The sequence below is a fragment of the Pseudomonas sp. D8002 genome, from assembly GCF_013385695.1.
Classification (GTDB): Bacteria; Pseudomonadota; Gammaproteobacteria; order Pseudomonadales; family Pseudomonadaceae; genus Aquipseudomonas.
On sequence record NZ_JACAPM010000015.1, the window covers coordinates 147310 to 167011 of the forward strand.

Genomic DNA, 19702 nt, shown 5'->3' on the forward strand with positions numbered 1-19702 from the left:
GAGTTGGACGTGAGGTCCTGCTCCGACCATTTCACCGCGTTTAGCCTTCGAGTTTGCTTTTCAGCAGTTCGTTGACCTGTTGCGGGTTGGCCTTGCCTTTGGAGGCTTTCATCGCCTGGCCGACAAAGAAGCCGAACATCTTGCCCCGCTTGGCTTCATCCGCCGCACGGTATTGTTCAACCTGCTCGGCATTGGCTGCCAGCATCTCGTCGAGCACGGCCGAAATCGCGCCGCTGTCGGTGACTTGTTTCAGGCCGCGCTTCTCGATGATCTCGTCAGCGTTGCCTTCGCCGGCGGCCATGGCTTCAAACACGGTCTTGGCGATTTTGCCGGAGATGGTGTTGTCCTTGATCCGCAGCAACATGCCGCCCAGTTGCTCGGCCGACACCGGTGCTTCGTCGATTTCCAGGCCCTGTTTGTTCAACAGGCTGCCCAGCTCAACCATCACCCAGTTGGCCGCCAGTTTGGCGTCGCCGGCAATGCTCACGACTTTTTCGAAGTAGTTGGCTTGCTCGCGGCTCGACGCCAGCACGCTTGCGTCATACACCGAAAGCCCGAACTGCGCCTGGAAACGCTCGCGTTTCTGCGGTGGCAGTTCCGGCAGCGTGGCGCGCACGTCAGCCAGGAACGAGTCCTCGATGACCACCGGCAACAGGTCCGGATCGGGGAAGTAACGGTAGTCGTTGGCTTCCTCCTTGCTGCGCATGGCGCGGGTTTCGTCTTTGTTCGGGTCGTACAGGCGGGTCTGCTGGATCACCTTGCCGCCGTCTTCGATCAGCTCGATCTGGCGACGTACTTCGGTGTTGATCGCCTTCTCGATGAAACGGAACGAGTTGACGTTCTTGATCTCGCAGCGGGTGCCGTACTCGGCCTGGCCCTTTGGCCGCACCGACACGTTGCAGTCGCAACGCAGGGAGCCTTCGGCCATGTTGCCGTCGCAGATCCCGAGGTAACGCACCAGCGCGTGGATCGTCTTGACGTAGGCCACGGCTTCCTTGGCGCTGCGCATGTCCGGCTCGGAAACGATCTCCAGCAGCGGGGTGCCGGCGCGGTTCAGGTCGATGCCGGTGGCGCCGTTGAATTCTTCATGCAGGCTCTTGCCGGCATCTTCTTCCAGGTGCGCACGGGTCACGCCGACACGTTTGATGGTGCTGTCTTCCAGCGGGATGTCCAGGTAGCCCTTGCCGACGATCGGCAATTCCATCTGGCTGATCTGGTAGCCCTTGGGCAGGTCCGGGTAGAAGTAGTTCTTGCGGGCGAACACGTTGTGCTGGCCGATCTCGGCATCGATGGCGAGGCCGAACATCACCGCCATGCGCACCGCTTCCTGGTTCAGCACCGGCAGCACGCCGGGCATGCCCAGGTCTACCAGGCTGGCCTGGGTGTTGGGTTCTGCGCCGAACGTGGTGGCGCTACCGGAGAAAATCTTCGATTGGGTGGCGAGCTGGGTATGAATCTCCAGCCCGATCACGACTTCCCATTGCATAGTGTTCTCCTCAGAAGCCGGTAGGGGTGCGAGTGTGCCAGTCAGTGTTCAACTGGTACTGGTGCGCCACATTGAGCAGGCGGCCTTCCTGGAAATACGGGGCGAGCAGTTGCACGCCCACCGGCAAGCCATCGACGAAACCTGCAGGCATGGACAAGCCCGGCAGACCGGCGAGGTTGGCGGTGATGGTGTACAGGTCTTCCAGGTACTCGGCGATCGGGTCGCCGGTCTTGGCGCCGATCTTCCAGGCCGGGTTCGGCGTGGTTGGGCCGAGGATCACGTCGACTTCATTAAAGGCAGCCATGAAGTCGTTCTTGATCAGGCGACGGATCTTTTGCGCCTTGAGGTAGTACGCGTCGTAGTAGCCGGCCGACAGGGCGTAGGCACCGACCATGATCCGGCGTTGTACTTCCGCGCCGAAACCTTCGCCACGGGAGCGCTTGTACAGGTCGGTGAGGTCTTTCGGGTTTTCGCAGCGGTAGCCGAAGCGCACGCCGTCGAACCGCGACAGGTTGGAGGACGCTTCTGCCGGGGCGATCACGTAGTAGGCCGGAATCGCGTGCTGGTTGTTCGGCAGGCTGATTTCCTTGATCACGGCGCCGAGCTTTTCCAGCTCCTTGACGCTGTTGTGCACCAGTTCGGCGATGCGCGGGTCGAGGCCGGCGCTGAAATACTCTTTCGGCACGCCGATGCGCAGGCCTTTGATCGAGGTATTCAGGCTGGCGCTGTAGTCCGGCACGGGTTCATCAATGCTGGTGGAGTCCTGCGGATCGAAGCCTGCCATGCCTTGTAACAAAATTGCGCAGTCTTCAGCGGTGCGTGCCAGGGGGCCGCCCTGGTCGAGACTGGAGGCGTAGGCAATCATGCCCCAGCGGGAAACGCGACCGTAGGTCGGTTTCAGACCGGTGAGGTTGGTGAAAGCGGCCGGTTGGCGGATCGAGCCGCCAGTGTCGGTGGCCGTGGCGGCAGGTAACAGACGAGCGGCAACCGCGGCCGCCGAACCACCGGACGAACCGCCGGGCACGTGCTCGAGGTTCCACGGGTTTTTCACCGCGCCGTAGTGGCTCGACTCGTTGGCCGAGCCCATGGCGAATTCGTCCATGTTGGTCTTGCCCAGGGTCACGGCCCCGGCAGCGGCCAGCTTGGCGACCACAGTGGCGTCGTAGGGCGCCTTGAAATTGTCGAGCATCTTCGAGCCGCAACTGGTGCGAATGCCCTGGGTGCAGAACAGGTCCTTGTGGGCAATCGGCGCACCCAACAGGGCGCCGTTCTCACCGTTGGCGCGACGTGTGTCGGCGGCCTTGGCCTGGCTCAGGGCCAGCTCTTCGGTGATGCTGATGAAGCTGTTGACCTTAGGGTCCAGCTCGGCGATACGCGCCAGCAGGGTCGTGGTCAGCTCTTCGGAAGAAAACTTTTTGTCGGCGAGACCGCGGGCGATCTCGGCCAGAGTCAATTGATGCATTGCAGGCTCTTTCCCTTTAGTCGATGACTTTCGGAACCAGGTACAGGCCGTTTTCGACCGCTGGCGCGATGGACTGGTAAGCCTCGCGATTATTGCGCTCGGTCACGACGTCGGCGCGCAGGCGCTGGCTGGCTTCCAGCGGGTGAGCCAGGGGCTCGATGCCGTCGGTATTCACGGCTTGCATTTGGTCGACCAGCCCGAGAATGCTGTTCAGGGCTGCGGTGGTCTGTGGAAGATCGGCTTCATTGAGGCCCAGGCAGGCCAAATGAGCGATTTTTTCCACGTCGGAGCGTTCAAGCGCCATGGGATTCTCCAGTGGAAAACAGAACGGAAGCTATCCGTGTGTTAGATTGTAGGAACACTACCGCATTTCTACGGTCATATGGCCGCGATTGTGGGGGTTGGTGCACAGAAAGTCGGCCAATTTAGCACATTGGCGCCTTGCCCAAAATCCCTGTCGTTGTTAGAGTTTGCCGCACTTTTTTACCCACGCGTTGCCTAGGGTCCCTTTCCCATGTTCAAGAAACTGCGTGGCATGTTTTCCAGCGATCTTTCCATCGACCTGGGCACTGCCAACACCCTTATTTACGTGCGCGAGCGCGGTATCGTCCTGAATGAGCCATCGGTTGTGGCCATTCGGACCCATGGTAATCAGAAAAGTGTCGTTGCCGTTGGCACCGAGGCCAAGCGCATGTTGGGCCGAACACCGGGCAACATTGCTGCCATTCGTCCGATGAAGGATGGCGTGATTGCTGACTTCAGTGTCTGCGAAAAGATGCTGCAGTACTTCATCAACAAGGTTCACGAAAACAGTTTCCTGCAGCCCAGCCCTCGTGTGCTGATCTGCGTTCCGTGCAAATCCACCCAGGTGGAACGTCGTGCCATCCGTGAGTCGGCCCTTGGCGCCGGTGCCCGTGAAGTGTTCCTGATTGAAGAGCCAATGGCCGCTGCGATCGGTGCCGGCCTGCCGGTTGAAGAAGCGCGCGGTTCGATGGTGGTGGATATCGGTGGTGGTACCACTGAAATCGCCCTGATCTCCCTCAATGGTGTGGTGTATGCCGAATCCGTACGGGTTGGCGGCGACCGCTTCGACGAAGCGATCATCACCTACGTGCGTCGCAACTACGGCAGCCTGATCGGCGAATCCACCGCCGAGCGCATCAAGCAGGAAATCGGTACCGCTTACCCGGGCGGCGAAGTTCGCGAAGTCGATGTTCGCGGTCGCAACCTGGCCGAAGGCGTTCCACGTGCATTCACCCTGAACTCCAATGAAGTGCTGGAAGCTCTGCAAGAGTCCCTGGCCACCATCGTTCAGGCGGTGAAGAGCGCCCTGGAGCAATCGCCTCCGGAACTGGCTTCCGATATCGCCGAGCGTGGCCTGGTACTGACCGGTGGTGGCGCCTTGCTGCGCGACCTCGACAAGTTGCTGGCCCAGGAAACCGGTTTGCCAGTGATCGTCGCTGAAGACCCGTTGACCTGCGTCGCCCGCGGCGGTGGCCGTGCACTGGAAATGATGGATAAACACACCATGGACCTGCTCTCCAGCGAATAAGAATTTGCTGGTTTGCCCATGTTTCGCTCACAGGCAGCACTTTGCAGTGCTGCCTGTTGGCGTTTATCTTCTTCAATCTGCATCCAGGCCGGTTTGATGCCGTATGAATAAAGAAAACATTTGCCTGGGAGGAGCGGCTTATTAAACCGCTTTTTTCCAAAGGCCCCTCATTGGGCGTGCGCCTGTTGGTGCTGGTCGTGCTATCGGTTGCGCTGATGGTGGTCGATGCCCGCTTCACACTGCTCAAGCCAGTGCGTAGCCAGATGTCGCTGGTCCTGATGCAGACGTACTGGATCACTGACCTGCCGCAGCGTCTCTATCAGGGTGTCGCCAGTCAATTTGGCAGCCGCACCGAACTGGTGGCGGAGAACGAAAAACTCAAGACCGAAAACCTGCTGCTGCAGGGGCGCATGCAAAAGCTCGCGGCCCTCACCGAGCAGAACGTTCGGCTGCGCGAGTTGCTCAATTCCTCTGCGCTGGTCAATGAGAAGGTCGAAGTGGCCGAGTTGATCGGTATGGATCCGAACCCCTTCACCCATCGCATCATCATCAACAAGGGTGAGCGCGACGGCGTAGTCCTTGGCCAACCGGTGCTCGATGCCCGTGGCTTGATGGGCCAGGTGGTGGAGTTGATGCCTTATACCTCTCGCGTCCTGTTGCTGACCGACACCACCCACAGCATCCCGGTGCAAGTCAACCGCAACGGCCTGCGGGCGATTGCCAGCGGTACCGGTAACCCGGAACGCCTGGAGTTGCGTCACGTCGCAGACACCGCCGACATCAAGGAAGGCGACCTGCTGGTCAGCTCCGGCCTGGGTCAGCGGTTCCCGGCAGGCTACCCGGTCGCGACGGTCAAGGAAGTGATCCACGATTCCGGCCAGCCGTTCGCCATTGTGCGTGCCGTGCCGACCGCCGCATTGAACCGCAGCCGTTACCTGTTGCTGGTGTTCAGTGACAACCGCACCCCGGAAGAGCGTGCCAACGAAGCCGCCCAGGCCCAGGAAGCGGAAGACAAGCAAAACGGCACCGCGCCGATCATTCCGGCCACCGTGCCAAAACCGGCGGCACCTGCTGCCCCGGCAGCCGCTCCGGCAACGCCAGCCGCGCCGGTTGCGACACCGGTCAAGCCTGTGGCCCATAGCGCGCGTCCGGCCAAGCCTGCGGCTGCAACACCTGCCGCTGCCAAACCGCCCGCCGCCGCCAAACCACCGGCCGCGGCCCCGGCAACCACTCGGCAGAGGGAAGAATAATGGCCGGTACTCATTCGCGTAACGGCTGGATCGTCTGGCTGACCTTTGCCATCGGCTTGCTGCTCAGCGTTTCGCCGCTGCCGCAATTCATGGAGATCCTGCGCCCGCTGTGGCTCGCCTTGCTGCTGGCGTTCTGGGCCCTGGCGCTGCCGCACAAGGTCGGGATGGTCACGGCCATGTGCCTGGGGCTGATGGAGGATGTGCTCTACGGCACCCTGCTCGGGCAGAACGCGTTGATCCTGACCCTGATTACCTTCCTGGTGCTGTCATTGCAGCAGCGCCTGCGGATGTTCCCGATGTGGCAACAGTGCCTGGTGATCCTGGTGATCTTCGGCCTGGCGCAGTTGGTACAGCTGTGGCTTAGCGCCTTGACCGGCAACCGCCAACCGACCCTGGCGCTGGTGTTGCCCGCGCTGGTCAGCGCGCTGTTGTGGCCCTGGGTCAGTTTTGGCCTGCGTGGATTGCGTCGTCGCTATAAAATCAATTGAATGGATCGCGAGGCTCTGCCTGGTTATCGAACCCTACAGGGAGAGTCTGCATGAATTCGCTTTATCTGGCCTCGGGCTCCCCGAGGCGGCGTGAGCTGCTGACACAGATCGGCGTGCCGTTCACCGTCGTCAGCGCCGCCATTGATGAAACTCCCCTTACAAATGAATCGCCCGCGTCCTACGTAGAACGCCTGGCGCGCGGCAAGGCTGCGGCCGGTCGAGCGACCTTGGCCGATGCCACCGGCGCCTGTGTGCTGGGCGCGGACACAGCCGTGATCCTCGACGGACGGATCCTCGGTAAACCCGTGGATCAAGCCGACGCCCTGGCCATGTTGCTGGCCCTTTCCGAGCGTGAACACGAAGTCTTGACGGCCATTGCCCTGATTGACGGCCAGCGTTGCGAAACGCAGCTGGTCAGCAGTCGTGTGCGCTTTCGCAGGATTTCAGCGGACGAAGCCACCACTTATTGGCACAGCGGCGAGCCCCAGGACAAGGCGGGCGGCTATGCTATCCAAGGCTTGGCGGCAGTGTTCGTCGCCGGACTCAATGGCAGCTACTCTGCCGTCGTTGGCCTGCCGGTCTGCGAAACCGCAGAACTGCTGGGCCAATTCGGCATACCCTGTTGGCAAAACCTTACCGTGCGCTAAACGCCGTATTCCAGCGCCAAGCCTTAAGCGATCGGTCACTATTGTGAAAACGCCTGAACGAGACCCAGCCATGAGTGAAGAGATTCTGATCAATATCACGCCGATGGAATCGCGCGTGGCGGTGGTAGAGAACGGTGTTCTGCAAGAAGTGCACGTCGAGCGCACCCAAAAGCGCGGGATCGTCGGCAATATTTATAAAGGCAAGGTCGTGCGTGTGTTACCGGGGATGCAAGCGGCGTTCGTCGACATCGGCCTGGACCGCGCTGCGTTTATCCATGCTTCGGAAATCTCCCTGCGCGAAGGCCCGGCGGTCGAAAGCATCAGCGCCCTGGTGCACGAAGGGCAGAGCCTGGTGGTGCAAGTCACCAAGGATCCGATTGGCTCAAAGGGCGCACGCCTGACCACGCAACTGTCGATTCCTTCGCGCTACCTGGTGTACATGCCGCGCACGGCCCACGTCGGTATTTCCCTGAAAATCGAAGACGAAGCCGAGCGCGAGCGCCTGAAAAAGGTGGTCAGTGACTGCGTGGCGCTGGAAGGTATCAAGGAGGCCGGCGGCTTTATCCTGCGTACTGCCGCAGAAGGTGCCGGTGCCGATGAAATCCTCATGGACATCCGCTACCTGCGCCGCCTCTGGGACCAGATCGGCGCGCAGATCAAGACCATTGGCGCCCCCAGCGTGATCTACGAAGATCTCGGCCTGGCCCTGCGCACCTTGCGCGACCTGGTCAGCCCGAAGATCGAGAAAATTCGCATCGACTCGCGGGAAACCTTCCAGCGCACTACGCAATTTGTTGCCGAGCTGATGCCGGAAATCGCCGATCGCCTGGAGCATTACCCCGGCGAGCGGCCGATTTTCGACCTGTATGGCGTCGAAGACGAAATCCAGAAAGCCCTTGAGCGCAAAGTGCCGCTCAAGTCCGGCGGTTACCTGGTGGTGGACCCGGCGGAAGCCATGAGCACTATCGACGTGAATACCGGTGCCTTTGTGGGCCATCGCAATCTCGAAGAAACCATCTTCAAGACCAACCTCGAAGCGGCCACCGCGATCGCCCGCCAGCTGCGCCTGCGCAACCTGGGCGGGATCATCATCATCGACTTCATCGACATGGAAGACGAAGAGCACCAGCGCCAGGTGCTGCGTACCCTGGAGAAGCAACTGGAGCGCGATCACGCCAAGACCAACATCATCGGCATCACCGAGCTGGGCCTGGTGCAGATGACCCGCAAGCGCACCCGCGAAAGCCTGGAGCAAGTGCTGTGCGAGCCGTGCAGCAGTTGCCAGGGGCGCGGTAAGTTGAAGACCCCGGAAACGGTTTGCTACGAGATTTTCCGGGAAATCTTACGGGAGGCACGCGCCTACCAGGCCGAGGGCTATAGAGTTCTGGCTAACCAGAAGGTGGTCGACCGTTTGCTGGATGAAGAATCCGGCAACGTAGCCGAGCTGGAGGGTTTTATCGGGCGCACCATTCGCTTCCAGGTCGAAACCATGTATTCCCAGGAACAATATGACGTGGTGCTGCTCTGATTCGCGTTAGTTCTTATCAACGAGACGGGCAGGCCTTGATCTGCCGTCCGACTATTGCCTTTGAGGGTCGCCTGACATGGAGCGTCTGATACGCTTTTTTGCCGCATTGACCCGCTGGGGCCTCGGCCTGTGCGCCTTGCTGCTGGTATTGGCGGCGGTGTACGTGAGCCTGGGCCGTGAATTGACGCCGTTGGTGGCGGAATACCGTGGCGAAATCGAGGCCAAGGCGCGTATTGCGCTGGATATGCCCATGAACATCGGCAGCCTGGAAGGGCGCTGGAGTGGCTTCGCGCCGGTATTGTTGGCTCACGACGTGATGGTCGGCGAGGGCAGCAGCGCCCTGCGCCTGGACCAGGTGCAAGTGGTGCCGGATATCTGGGCCAGCCTGCTGGCGCGTGAAGTGCGCATTGCCCACCTGGAAGTCAGCGGCCTGCAAGTCAGCGTGAAGGAAGACCAGGACGGCCACTGGGCGCTGCAAGGCCTGCCGGTGCAGGATGACCAGCCGCTGGATCCCGAACAACTGCTGACGCGCATGCAAATGGTCGGGCAGGTTTCATTGCTCGACAGCCAGGTGACGCTGCAGCCGTTCGACCAGGCTCCGCTGACCTTGACCTATGTCGGCGTGAGCCTGCAGACCGGCGCCAACCGCCAGCGCCTGGACGCGCGCCTGACCCTGCCCGACGGCCAGCCCCTGGCGTTGAACCTGCGCACCCGAATCCGCGCCAGCCAGTGGAAAGACGGCGAAGCCGAGGCTTACCTGAGCTTGCCCCAGAGTGACTGGGCAAAATGGATCCCGGCAAAACTGACCCAGCAATGGAAACTTTCCGAACTCAAGGCTGGCGGCGAATTCTGGCTGACCTGGGCCAAGGGCACCGTGCAAAGCGCCGCCGTGCGCCTCAACGCTCCGCAGCTCAAGGGCAGCTATGCCGATCGCAAGCCGACTCATATTGAGAACCTGGCCCTCACTGCGTACCTGCAACGCAGTGACAGCGGCCTCAAGGTGCTGTTTGACTCGCTCGCAATGAACCTCGGCGACACCCGCTGGGAATCGCGCCTGCAACTGCAGCAAACCCTGGCCACCGACAAGGCCCAGGAAGTCTGGAACCTGCAGGCCGATCGCCTCGACCTGACACCGATCACGCCATTGCTGCACGCCTTGGCACCCTTGCCGGAAGCCGTGGCCACCACCCTGGATCATCTGAAGGCCACTGGCACGCTGCGGAACGTGTCGCTGGATTATCGGCCTCAAGACACCACCGACCAGCGCGTGAGCTTCGCGGCCAACCTCGACCGTATTGGTTTCGACGCTTACTTCGGCGCGCCGGCAGCCCGCAATGTCAGCGGCAGCATCAGCGGTGACCTGGGCAAGGGTGAGCTGCGCATGGACAGCAAGGATTTCTCCTTGCACCTGTTTCCGATCTTCGCCAAGCCCTGGCAGTACATCCAGGCCAACGCCCGCCTGACGTGGAAGCTCGACAAGGAAGGCTTCACCCTGATCGCGCCGTATATCAAGGTGCTGGGCGAGGAGGGCAAGGTCGCCGCCGACTTCCTGATTCGCCTGCATTTCGACCATAGCCAGGAAGACTACATGGACCTGCGGGTCGGTATGGTCGACGGCGATGGGCGCTTCACCCCCAAATACCTGCCGGCGGTGTTGAGCCCGGCACTCGATGAGTGGCTGCGCACTGCGATTCTCAAGGGGGCAGTGGACGAGGGCTTCTTCCAGTACCAAGGCTCGCTGAACCACGACGCACTGCCTGCCTCGCGCAATATCAGCCTGTTCTTCAAGGTGCATGATGCCGAGCTGGCATTCCAGCCGGGCTGGCCGCACGTGAGCAAGGTCAAGGGTGAAGTGTTTGTCGAGGAAAGCGGCGTGCGCATCCTGGCCAGCAAGGGCCAGCTGCTCGACACCAAGGTCAATGATATCTACGTCAACATTCCCCACGCCCCCGAAGGCAAGGACAGCCACCTGCTGCTCACCGGCAACTTTGCCGGTGGCCTGGGCGATGGCCTGAAAATCCTTCAGGAAGCGCCGATCGGCACCGCCTCGACCTTCGCCGGCTGGAAAGGCGAGGGCGACCTGCAAGGCAAGCTGGACCTGGATATTCCCCTGGCCAAGGGCGCCGATCCCAAGATCGTGGTGGATTTCAAGACCGACAAGTCCCGCCTGCAACTGGCCGAGCCTACGCTGGACCTGAGCCAGCTCAAGGGTGATTTCCGCTTCGACAGCGCCAAGGGCCTGAGTGGCCAGAACATCAGCGCCCAGGCCTTCGACCGACCGATCACCGCGCAGATTTTCGCCGATGGCAAGCCAGGCGACCTCAACACCCGCGTCACCGCGAAAGGGCAGGTGACCGTCAAGCGGCTGACTGACTGGCTGAAGGTCAGCCAGCCGTTGCCGGTGTCCGGCGATATCCCCTACCAATTGCAGCTCAACCTCGATGGCGCCGACAGCCAGTTGATGGTCAGCTCCAACCTCAAGGGCGTGGCCGTGGACCTGCCGGCGCCGTTCGGTATGCCGGCGAGCCAGGGCCGCGACAGTGTGTTCCGCATGACCTTGCAGGGTAAGGAGCGCCGTTACTGGTTCGATTATGGCGAGTTGGGCAGCTTCACCTTCGCCGCCCCGGCGGACAATTTCGCCGACGGCCGGGGTGAGCTGTTCCTGGGAGATGGCGATGCGGTGTTGCCGGCCGGCAAGGGCTTGCGAATCCGCGGCGTGTTGTCGGAGCTGGATATCGACCCCTGGAAAAAGCTCGTGGACCGCTACGCCGGCAACGACCCGGGTGGCAGCGCCAAGCAGTTGTTGAGCGGGGCCGATTTCAAGGTCGGCAAGCTGACCGGTTTCGGCACCCAGTTCGACCAGGTCAGCGTGCAGCTGGACCGCAAACCCGCTGCCTGGGGCTTGCAGTTCGACAGCCAGCAGGCCAAGGGTACCGTGGGGTTGCCGGACGCCAAGGGCGCGCCGATTGCAGTCAACCTGCAGTACGTGAAGCTGCCTGCGGTGGATCCGACCGTGCAGGCGGATGAAAATGCGCCGGACCCATTGGCTGATGTTGATCCCAAGGATATTCCCGCGCTGGATATCTCGATTGCCCAGTTGTTCCAGGGCCCGGACCTGGTAGGTGCCTGGTCTCTGAAAGTTCGCCCGACCACCAGGGGCATGGCGTTCAACAGCCTGAACCTGGGGCTCAAGGGCATGGTGCTCCAGGGCGCCGGCGGTTGGGAAGGTGCACCCGGTGCCAGCAGCAGTTGGTACAAGGGCCGCCTCGATGGCAAGAACATTGGCGACGTGCTCAAGGGCTGGGGATTTGCGCCGAGCGTGACCAGCGAAGATTTTCACGTGGACGTGGACGGCCGCTGGCCGGGTTCGCCGGCCTGGGTAGGTCCCAAGCGTTTCTCCGGCAGCCTGGACGCCAGTTTCCGCAAAGGCCAGTTTGTTGAAGTGGACGGCGGTGCGCAGGCCCTGCGGGTGTTTGGCTTGCTGAACTTCAACTCCATCGGTCGCCGGTTGCGCCTGGACTTCTCGGACCTGCTTGGCAAGGGCTTGAGTTATGACCGGGTCAAGGGCTTGCTGGCCGCCAGTAACGGCGTGTTTGTAACCCGTGAGCCGATCACCATGACCGGCCCGTCGAGTAACCTGGAGATCAACGGCACCCTGGACCTGGTGGCAGACCGCGTCGATGCCAAGTTGCTGGTGACGCTGCCGGTCACCAACAACCTGCCGATTGCTGCATTGATCGTCGGCGCGCCGGCCATTGGCGGGGCGCTGTTCCTGATCGACAAGCTGATTGGCGACCGTGTTTCGCGTTTCGCCAGCGTGCAGTACAAGGTAGAAGGCCCGTGGAAGGACCCGAAAATCACCTTCGACAAGCCATTTGAAAAGCCAAACTGAGTACCTGTGGAGTAGCATGGCCTCATGCCTTTTCTGGAGTGTGGGCCCATGTCCTTTGCGGTAATTCAAATGGTCAGCCAAAGCGATGTGCTGGCCAACCTGGCCCAGGCCCGGCGCCTGCTGGAGCAAGCGGCGGCGGGCGGTGCAAGGCTTGCGGTACTCCCGGAAAACTTCGCCGCCATGGGCCGTCGCGATGTGGCCGATATCGGTCGCGCCGAGGCCTTGGGCGAAGGTCCGATCCTGCCATGGTTGAAACAGACCGCCCGCGACCTCACCTTATGGATAGTGGCCGGCACTTTGCCGCTGCCCCCAAAGGATCAGCCGAACGCCAAGTCCAATGCCTGCTCGCTGCTGATCGATGATCAGGGCGAAATCGTTGCCCGCTACGACAAGCTGCACCTGTTCGATGTCGATGTGGCCGATGCCCGGGGTCGTTATCGTGAATCCGATGACTATGCTCATGGTAGCCAGGTGGTCGTCGCGGATACGCCGGTCGGCCGCCTGGGGCTGACGGTGTGTTACGACTTGCGCTTCCCGGAGCTATACAGCGAATTGCGCGCTGCGGGTGCCGAGTTGATCACCGCGCCCTCGGCCTTTACAGCGGTAACCGGCGCCGCGCACTGGGATGTGCTGATCCGTGCGCGTGCCATCGAGACCCAGTGCTACCTGCTGGCGGCCGCCCAGGGTGGCGTGCATCCGGGGCCCAGGGAAACCTTCGGGCATGCAGCGATCATCGACCCATGGGGGCGCGTGCTGGCACAACAGGATCAAGGCGAGGCGGTGTTGTTGGCCGAACGCGATAGCAGCGAACAGGCGTCGATACGGACGCGCATGCCGGTGGCGGGCCACCGGCGCTTTTTCTCGCAGGGCGCACAGCGACCTGCTTCAGAACGATGAATTTAAGGCCAAACCTATGAGCGAGTTGTTGTCCTCAGTCAGTGAACACCTCCTGGCGCCTGGTGGCGTGACCATCGAAAGCTTGCAAACGGTCCTCGGCGATCTGGCCGGGCCAGGCATCGACGCGGCCGACCTGTATTTCCAGGGGCAGATTTCCGAGTCCTGGGCCCTGGAAGACGGGATCGTCAAGGAAGGCAGCTTCAACCTCGACCAAGGCGTGGGTGTGCGTGCGCAGTCCGGTGAAAAAACCGGCTTTGCCTACAGCAACGCCATCACCCTGGAAGCCCTGGGGCTGGCGGCTCGCGCAGCGCGTTCGATCTCCCGTGCCGGGCAAAACGGCACGGTGCAGGCGTTCAGCACCCAGGACGTGGCCCAGCTGTATGCCCCGGATAACCCATTGGAAGTGATCAGCCGCGCCGAAAAGGTCGAGCTGCTCAAGCGTGTGGACGCGGCGACCCGTGCCCTGGACCCGCGTATCCAGCAAGTCACCGTAAGCATGGCCGGGGTGTGGGAACGCATCCTCGTGGCCTCCACCGATGGCGGCCTGGCGGCGGATGTGCGGCCGCTGGTGCGCTTCAATGTCAGCGTGATCGTCGAACAGAATGGCCGTCGCGAGCGCGGTGGCCACGGCGGCGGCGGGCGTACCGACTACCGTTATTTCCTCACCGAAGACCGCGCCATGGGGTATGCCCGTGAAGCGTTGCGCCAGGCCCTGGTCAATCTGGAAGCAATTCCGGCCCCGGCGGGTACGTTGCCGGTGGTATTGGGCTCTGGCTGGTCCGGCGTGCTGCTGCATGAAGCGGTGGGCCACGGCCTGGAAGGTGATTTCAACCGCAAGGGCAGTTCCGCCTACAGCGGGCGCATGGGCGAGATGGTTGCGTCCAAGCTCTGCACCATCGTCGATGACGGTACCCTGGCCGGGCGTCGCGGTTCGTTGAGCGTCGATGACGAAGGCACCCCGACCGAGTGCACCACGCTGATCGAAAACGGTGTGCTCAAGGGCTACATGCAAGACAAGCTCAACGCGCGCCTGATGGGCGTGGCCCGCACCGGTAACGGTCGTCGCGAGTCCTACGCGCACCTGCCGATGCCGCGCATGACCAACACCTACATGCTCGGCGGCGAAAGCGATCCGGCCGAAATCATCGCCTCGGTGAAACGCGGCATCTACTGCGCCAACCTCGGTGGTGGGCAGGTGGACATCACCAGCGGTAAGTTCGTGTTCTCCACCAGCGAGGCGTATTTGATCGAAGACGGCAAGATCACCGCGCCGGTCAAGGGTGCAACGTTGATTGGCAACGGCCCGGAAGCCATGAGCAAGGTGTCGATGGTCGGTAACGACCTGTCGCTGGACAGCGGTGTGGGGACGTGCGGCAAGGATGGTCAGTCGGTGCCGGTGGGTGTCGGCCAGCCAACCTTGAAAATCGATGCGATCACCGTGGGTGGCACGGGGTCGTAAGAACGGGAGCTTCGGGTGGCGAAGGCCGCCACCCGGGGAAGAGGGTCAGCGCAGGCCGCGTTGACTATCGTCCAGCTCACGGATGTATTTGAAGATTTTTCGGCTGGAGGCCGGTGGCTTGCTTTGCGCCAGTTCGTGCTGGGCCTGACGGATCAGGGAGCGCAATTGTTGGCGATCGGCATCCGGGTACTCGATGACGAACTTCTCCAGTACCGCGTCATCGCCAGCGATCAGGCGATCGCGCCAGCGTTCCAGGTTATGGAAGCGCTCGTTGTACTGGCGAGTGGAGGCATCGAGTTGATCGAGCAACGTCAGAATGGCGTCAGTGTCCTGGTCGCGCATCAGTTTGCCGATGAACATGAGGTGCCGTTTACGCGCGATATTCGCGGTGTGCTTGGGCGCATCGTTCAGAGCCCGGCGCAGGGCGTCGGTCAATGGCAGTTTTGCACACAAGTCAGGCTTGAGTGTTGTAAGGCGCTCGCCGAGGTCAACCAGAGCATGCAGCTCGCGTTTGACCTGAGATTTGCTTTTCTCCCCATCGAGGGAGTCGTCGTAAGAATCAACCATGGTGGCAGTCCGCAAAGAAACGCCGCCATGATAACCAGTCGGGGGCCGCTTGTCCGGCCCGGTCGCTAGAAGGCCTTAACCGAAAGCAGAATTTGAGTGGAGAAAACCATGAGTGCAGCCCAAAGCGTCGGTCCGCAAGCGTTACCGGCACTGCAGGAACAAGTCGAGCAGATCATTGCCGAGGCCAAGCGCCAGGGGGCCAGTGCCTGTGAAGTGGCGGTGTCCCTGGAGCAGGGGTTGTCGACTTCGGTGCGCCAGCGGGAAGTGGAAACCGTCGAATTCAACCGCGACCAGGGGTTTGGCATCACCTTGTACGTGGGCCAGCGCAAGGGCTCGGCCAGCACTTCTGCCAGCGGCCCGGAAGCGATTCGCGAAACCGTTGCAGCAGCGCTGGCGATTGCCAAGCATACCTCCGAAGATGAAAGCTCCGGCCTGGCTGATGCAGCCCTGATGGCTCGGGACTTGAAGGATTTTGACCTGTTCCATGCCTGGGACATCACCCCGGAACAGGCTATTGAACAGGCTTTGACCTGTGAAGCGGCGGCATTCGATGCCGACAGCCGGATCAAGAACGCCGATGGCACCACCTTGAGTACTCATCAGGGTTGCCGCGTATACGGCAACAGCCACGGTTTTATCGGCGGTTATGCCTCGACGCGTCACAGCCTGAGTTGCGTGATGATCGCCGAAGCCAACGGCCAGATGCAGCGTGATTACTGGTACGACGTGAACCGCCAGGGCGAATTGCTGATGGACCCGGTACTCATCGGCCAGCGTGCCGCGCAGCGTGCTGCCAGCCGCCTGGGCGCGCGCCCGGTGCCGACCTGTGAAGTGCCGGTGTTGTTCTCGGCGGAACTGGCCGGTGGTTTGTTCGGCAGTTTCCTTGGGGCGATTTCCGGCGGCAACCTGTACCGCAAGTCGTCGTTCCTGGAAGGTGCGATTGGCCAGAAGCTGTTCCCGGAATGGCTGACCATCGATGAGCGCCCGCACCTGATGCGCGCCATGGGCAGTTCGTCGTTTGACGGTGATGGCCTGGCCACCTATGCCAAGCCGTTCGTCGAGAACGGTGAGCTGGTGTCCTATGTGCTGGGCACCTACGCCGGTCGCAAACTCGGCCTGCCAAGCACCGCCAACTCCGGTGGCGTACACAACCTGTTCATCACCCATGGCGATGAAGACCAGGCGGCGCTGTTGCGGCGCATGGGCCGTGGCTTGCTGGTCACCGAGTTGATGGGCCATGGTCTGAATATGGTCACGGGTGATTACTCCCGTGGTGCGGCGGGTTTCTGGGTGGAAAACGGCGAAATCCAGTTCGCCGTGCAGGAAGTGACCATCGCGGGCAACATGCGTGACATGTTCAAGCAGATTGTCGCGGTGGGTAATGACCTGGAACTGCGCAGCAACATCCGCACCGGTTCGGTGTTGATCGAAAAGATGACAGTCGCCGGCAGCTAATCCGCCGACAGACGCCATAAAGAAGGCGCGCCACCCATTGGGTGGCGCGCCTTTTTTTGTGCCTGGAATTCCGAGTGATTTCCTCAGGCTCTTGTTTTGATTCTCAATATCATTTAATAATAAATATCATTACCGAATGAGTGTGGATCATGAGTTCTGTCCTGCATGAGGATCCCTACCTGGAAAGCTGGCGTTGGATGAGTCGTCAGATTCGTTGCGGCCTTGCTCCCGACGAGCCCCGCCTGATCGAACATTATCTGGCCGAAGGCCGGTACCTCGCCTGTTGCACTGCGACCCACCCGTGGACCATCGGCGAAACCTCATTCCGCCTGCTGCTGGACACCGCCTCCGACATCGCCTTGCCCTGGCACTGGCGGTCCATGTGCCTGGACCAGGCCTGGCGCCCGTTGCGCGACCTAGAAAAACTTTCCCACTGTGCCTGCCGCCTCAAGCGCTGGCAGACCTTTGCCTGGCAATTGGCGACCTGCGAATTGCTGCCATCGATTTCTCACTCTGACCTGGTGCAAGGATCTTCCGATGAGTAACACCCGTATCGAACGCGACAGCATGGGCGAACTGCAAGTGCCCGCCGAGGCCCTGTATGGCGCACAAACCCAGCGTGCGGTGAACAACTTTCCCATCAGCCACCAGCGCATGCCGGCGCAGTTCATTCGTGCGTTGATCCTGGCCAAGGCTGCCGCCGCTAAAGCCAACGTCGAGCTGAAACAACTGAGCGAAGCCCAGGGCAAGGCCATCGTTGATGCCGCCCAAGGCTTGCTGGAAGGCGATTTCATGCAGCATTTCCCGGTGGATATCTTCCAGACCGGTTCCGGCACCAGCTCCAACATGAACGCCAACGAAGTGATTGCGACCCTCGCCAGCCGCTTGCTGGGCGAGCCGGTCAACCCTAACGATCACGTCAACTGCGGCCAGAGCAGCAACGACATCATCCCCACCACCATTCACGTCAGCGCGGCGCTGGTGCTGCATGAGCAAACCCTGCCGGCGCTGCTGCACCTGGTCCAGGTGATCGAGCACAAGGCCGAGGAGGTGCACCGTTTCGTCAAGACCGGTCGGACGCATCTGATGGACGCCATGCCGGTGCGCATGAGCCAGGTGCTCAATGGCTGGGCGCAGCAGCTCAAGGCCAATATCGGCCATCTGCAAGACCTGCTGCCGAGCTTGCAGGCGCTGGCCCAGGGTGGCACTGCAGTCGGCACCGGGATCAATGCGCATCCGGAGTTTGCAGCGCGCTTCAGCCAGCAACTGAGCAGCCTGACCCACGTCCAGTTCACCCCAGGCAAGAACCTGTTCGCGCTGATCGGCTCCCAGGACACGGCCGTCGCGGTCTCCGGGCAGCTCAAGACCACCGCCGTGTCCCTGATGAAAATCGCCAACGACCTGCGCTGGATGAACTCCGGCCCATTGGCGGGCCTTGGTGAAATCGAGCTGGAAGGCCTGCAGCCGGGCTCTTCGATCATGCCCGGCAAGGTCAACCCGGTGATCCCGGAAGCCACCGCCATGGTTGCCGCACAAGTCATCGGCAACGACACGGTGATTACCATCGCCGGCCAGTCCGGCAACTTCGAACTCAACGTGATGCTGCCGATCATTGCCCAGAACCTGCTCGGCAGCCTGGAGTTGCTGGCCAACTCCAGCCGCCTGCTGGCCGACAAGGCCATCGCCAGCTTCAAGGTCAACGAAGCCAAGCTCAAGGAAGCGCTGTCGCGCAATCCGATCCTGGTGACCGCACTCAACCCGATCATCGGTTACCAAAAGGCCGCCGAAATCGCCAAGAAGGCCTATCAACAAGGCCGTCCGGTGATTGATGTGGCGCTCGAACATACCGACTTGCCCCGCAGCCAACTGGAAATCCTGCTGGATCCGGAAAAGCTCACGGCCGGCGGCGTGTAATCACCGACCCTGCTTTGGAGGCTCACCATGGAGCACTGGAAACGCACGATCGAACGGGCCAATCGCTGCTTTATGGCGGGCGAGCTGGTAGATGCCCGCGAGGCCTACCTGCAAGCCCTGGCGCTGGCTCAAGTGTTGTTTGAGCGCTGGGCGGATGCCGACGAAGCGGTGGCGGCTTGCGTCATTTCCCATCACAACCTGGCCGACCTGCACTTGCGCCTGAACCAGCCGGAAGAAAGCGCGGAATACCTCTGCGCCATTCACCAGCGCCTGTTGCAGACCATGCAAGACACCCGTCTTAACCCGCTATTGCGGGAAGCGGCCCTGCGCCAGAGCAGCAAGACCTACGTCGAACTGCTGAATTTCATCAGCGATCACGGTGAGTACCCACGTACCCACCGCCTGCTGGGCAGCAACGTGGCGCCATCGGATGCGTCGACCCGCAACAGCCCTTTTTATGGAGCTCATTGATATGTCCTACACCTTGCCGGCCTTGCCTTACGCCTACGATGCCCTTGAACCGCATATCGACGCGCAAACCATGGAGATCCACTACACCAAGCACCACCAGACCTACATCAACAACCTCAACGCAGCCGTCGAAGGCACCGAGTTTGCCGCTTGGCCGGTGGAGAAACTGGTGTCCAGCGTCCAGCAACTGCCGGAAAAACTCCGGGCGGCGGTGATCAACCAGGGCGGCGGCCACGCCAACCACTCGTTGTTCTGGGCTGTCATGTCGCCCAAGGGCGGCGGCAAGCCAGACGGCGCGCTGGGTAACGCCATCGACGAGCAGTTGGGCGGTTTCGACGCCTTCAAAGAGGCCTTCACCAAAGCTGCCTTGACCCGTTTCGGCAGCGGCTGGGCGTGGTTGAGCGTGACGCCGCAAAAGACCCTGGTGGTGGAAAGCAGCGGCAACCAGGACAGCCCGTTGATGAACGGCAATACGCCAATCCTCGGCCTGGACGTCTGGGAACACGCTTATTACCTGCTGTACCAGAACCGTCGTCCGGAATACATCAATGCGTTCTACAGCGTCATCAACTGGCCGGAAGTTGCCGGCCGCTACCAGGCTGCGCTGGGCTGAAACTCCTCTATAACAAGATCT

Annotated in this window: 17 protein-coding genes; 13 read left to right on the plus strand and 4 right to left on the minus strand. The window is 61.5% G+C overall.

Annotated features, from left to right (window positions below; translation table 11 throughout):
- Positions 1-40: 40 nt before the first annotated feature.
- Genes gatB through gatC form a run of 3 tightly spaced genes read right to left on the minus strand, consistent with a single transcriptional unit; the run spans position 41 to position 3252 of the window.
- Positions 41-1486 (minus strand): Asp-tRNA(Asn)/Glu-tRNA(Gln) amidotransferase subunit GatB, encoded by a 1446-nt coding sequence (gene gatB / locus HX807_RS09560; protein ID WP_177049801.1) that lies wholly within the window; start codon positions 1484-1486, stop codon positions 41-43.
- Between the two features lie 10 nt (positions 1487-1496).
- On the minus strand, positions 1497-2948 hold the full coding sequence (gatA, locus tag HX807_RS09565; RefSeq protein ID WP_008437245.1) for an Asp-tRNA(Asn)/Glu-tRNA(Gln) amidotransferase subunit GatA: 1452 nt from the start codon (positions 2946-2948) through the stop codon (positions 1497-1499).
- A 16-nt stretch (positions 2949-2964) separates the two neighbouring features.
- On the minus strand, positions 2965-3252 hold the full coding sequence (gatC, locus tag HX807_RS09570) for an Asp-tRNA(Asn)/Glu-tRNA(Gln) amidotransferase subunit GatC (protein ID WP_003216077.1): 288 nt from the start codon (positions 3250-3252) through the stop codon (positions 2965-2967).
- Positions 3253-3462: 210 nt separating this feature from the next.
- Here gatC and mreB point away from each other — a divergent pair, with 210 nt between their 5' ends.
- The 8 genes from mreB (at position 3463) to tldD (ending at position 14661) form a co-directional block, all read left to right on the plus strand.
- The gene (mreB, locus tag HX807_RS09575; RefSeq protein WP_002555108.1) at positions 3463-4500 is read left to right on the plus strand and encodes a rod shape-determining protein MreB; all 1038 of its coding nucleotides are present in this window, start codon (positions 3463-3465) and stop codon (positions 4498-4500) included.
- A 140-nt stretch (positions 4501-4640) separates the two neighbouring features.
- Positions 4641-5750 carry a rod shape-determining protein MreC gene (gene mreC, locus HX807_RS09580; RefSeq protein ID WP_080673268.1) on the plus strand — a complete coding sequence of 370 codons (1110 nt, stop codon included), beginning with the start codon at positions 4641-4643 and terminating at the stop codon, positions 5748-5750.
- Positions 5750-6238, plus strand: coding sequence for a rod shape-determining protein MreD (gene mreD, locus HX807_RS09585; RefSeq protein ID WP_003216081.1), 489 nt, complete (start codon positions 5750-5752; stop codon positions 6236-6238). The genes mreC and mreD overlap by 1 nt, the downstream gene beginning before the upstream one ends.
- A gap of 50 nt (positions 6239-6288) precedes the next feature.
- Positions 6289-6885 carry a nucleoside triphosphate pyrophosphatase gene (locus HX807_RS09590; RefSeq protein ID WP_003216083.1) on the plus strand — a complete coding sequence of 199 codons (597 nt, stop codon included), beginning with the start codon at positions 6289-6291 and terminating at the stop codon, positions 6883-6885.
- Between the two features lie 70 nt (positions 6886-6955).
- Entirely contained in the window at positions 6956-8413 is a 1458-nt protein-coding gene (rng, locus tag HX807_RS09595; RefSeq protein WP_003216085.1) for a ribonuclease G, read from the plus strand.
- Between the two features lie 76 nt (positions 8414-8489).
- Positions 8490-12305: a YhdP family protein gene (locus HX807_RS09600; protein WP_177049802.1), complete on the plus strand. Its 3816-nt coding sequence runs from the start codon at positions 8490-8492 to the stop codon at positions 12303-12305.
- 48 nt (positions 12306-12353) lie between these two features.
- Complete coding sequence (locus tag HX807_RS09605) at positions 12354-13202, plus strand: carbon-nitrogen hydrolase family protein (RefSeq protein ID WP_008437218.1); 849 nt, start codon at positions 12354-12356, stop codon at positions 13200-13202.
- A gap of 16 nt (positions 13203-13218) precedes the next feature.
- Positions 13219-14661, plus strand: a complete 1443-nt coding sequence (tldD, locus tag HX807_RS09610; protein ID WP_010170608.1) for a metalloprotease TldD — start codon at positions 13219-13221, stop codon at positions 14659-14661.
- A gap of 45 nt (positions 14662-14706) precedes the next feature.
- Here the strand turns inward: tldD and yjgA are convergent, their stop codons facing one another.
- Positions 14707-15228, minus strand: a complete 522-nt coding sequence (gene yjgA / locus HX807_RS09615) for a ribosome biogenesis factor YjgA (protein ID WP_003216092.1) — start codon at positions 15226-15228, stop codon at positions 14707-14709.
- A gap of 108 nt (positions 15229-15336) precedes the next feature.
- Between yjgA and pmbA the strand changes: the two genes are divergently transcribed.
- The 5 genes from pmbA (at position 15337) to HX807_RS09640 (ending at position 19681) form a co-directional block, all read left to right on the plus strand.
- Complete coding sequence (pmbA, locus tag HX807_RS09620; RefSeq protein WP_003216094.1) at positions 15337-16683, plus strand: metalloprotease PmbA; 1347 nt, start codon at positions 15337-15339, stop codon at positions 16681-16683.
- A 149-nt stretch (positions 16684-16832) separates the two neighbouring features.
- On the plus strand, positions 16833-17228 hold the full coding sequence (locus HX807_RS09625) for a hypothetical protein (protein WP_008434319.1): 396 nt from the start codon (positions 16833-16835) through the stop codon (positions 17226-17228).
- Complete coding sequence (locus HX807_RS09630) at positions 17221-18597, plus strand: aspartate ammonia-lyase (protein WP_008434316.1); 1377 nt, start codon at positions 17221-17223, stop codon at positions 18595-18597. The genes HX807_RS09625 and HX807_RS09630 overlap by 8 nt, the downstream gene beginning before the upstream one ends.
- A gap of 27 nt (positions 18598-18624) precedes the next feature.
- On the plus strand, positions 18625-19068 hold the full coding sequence (locus tag HX807_RS09635) for a hypothetical protein (protein ID WP_003216099.1): 444 nt from the start codon (positions 18625-18627) through the stop codon (positions 19066-19068).
- A gap of 1 nt (position 19069) precedes the next feature.
- On the plus strand, positions 19070-19681 hold the full coding sequence (locus tag HX807_RS09640) for a superoxide dismutase (protein WP_003216101.1): 612 nt from the start codon (positions 19070-19072) through the stop codon (positions 19679-19681).
- The last annotated feature ends 21 nt before the right edge of the window (positions 19682-19702 follow it).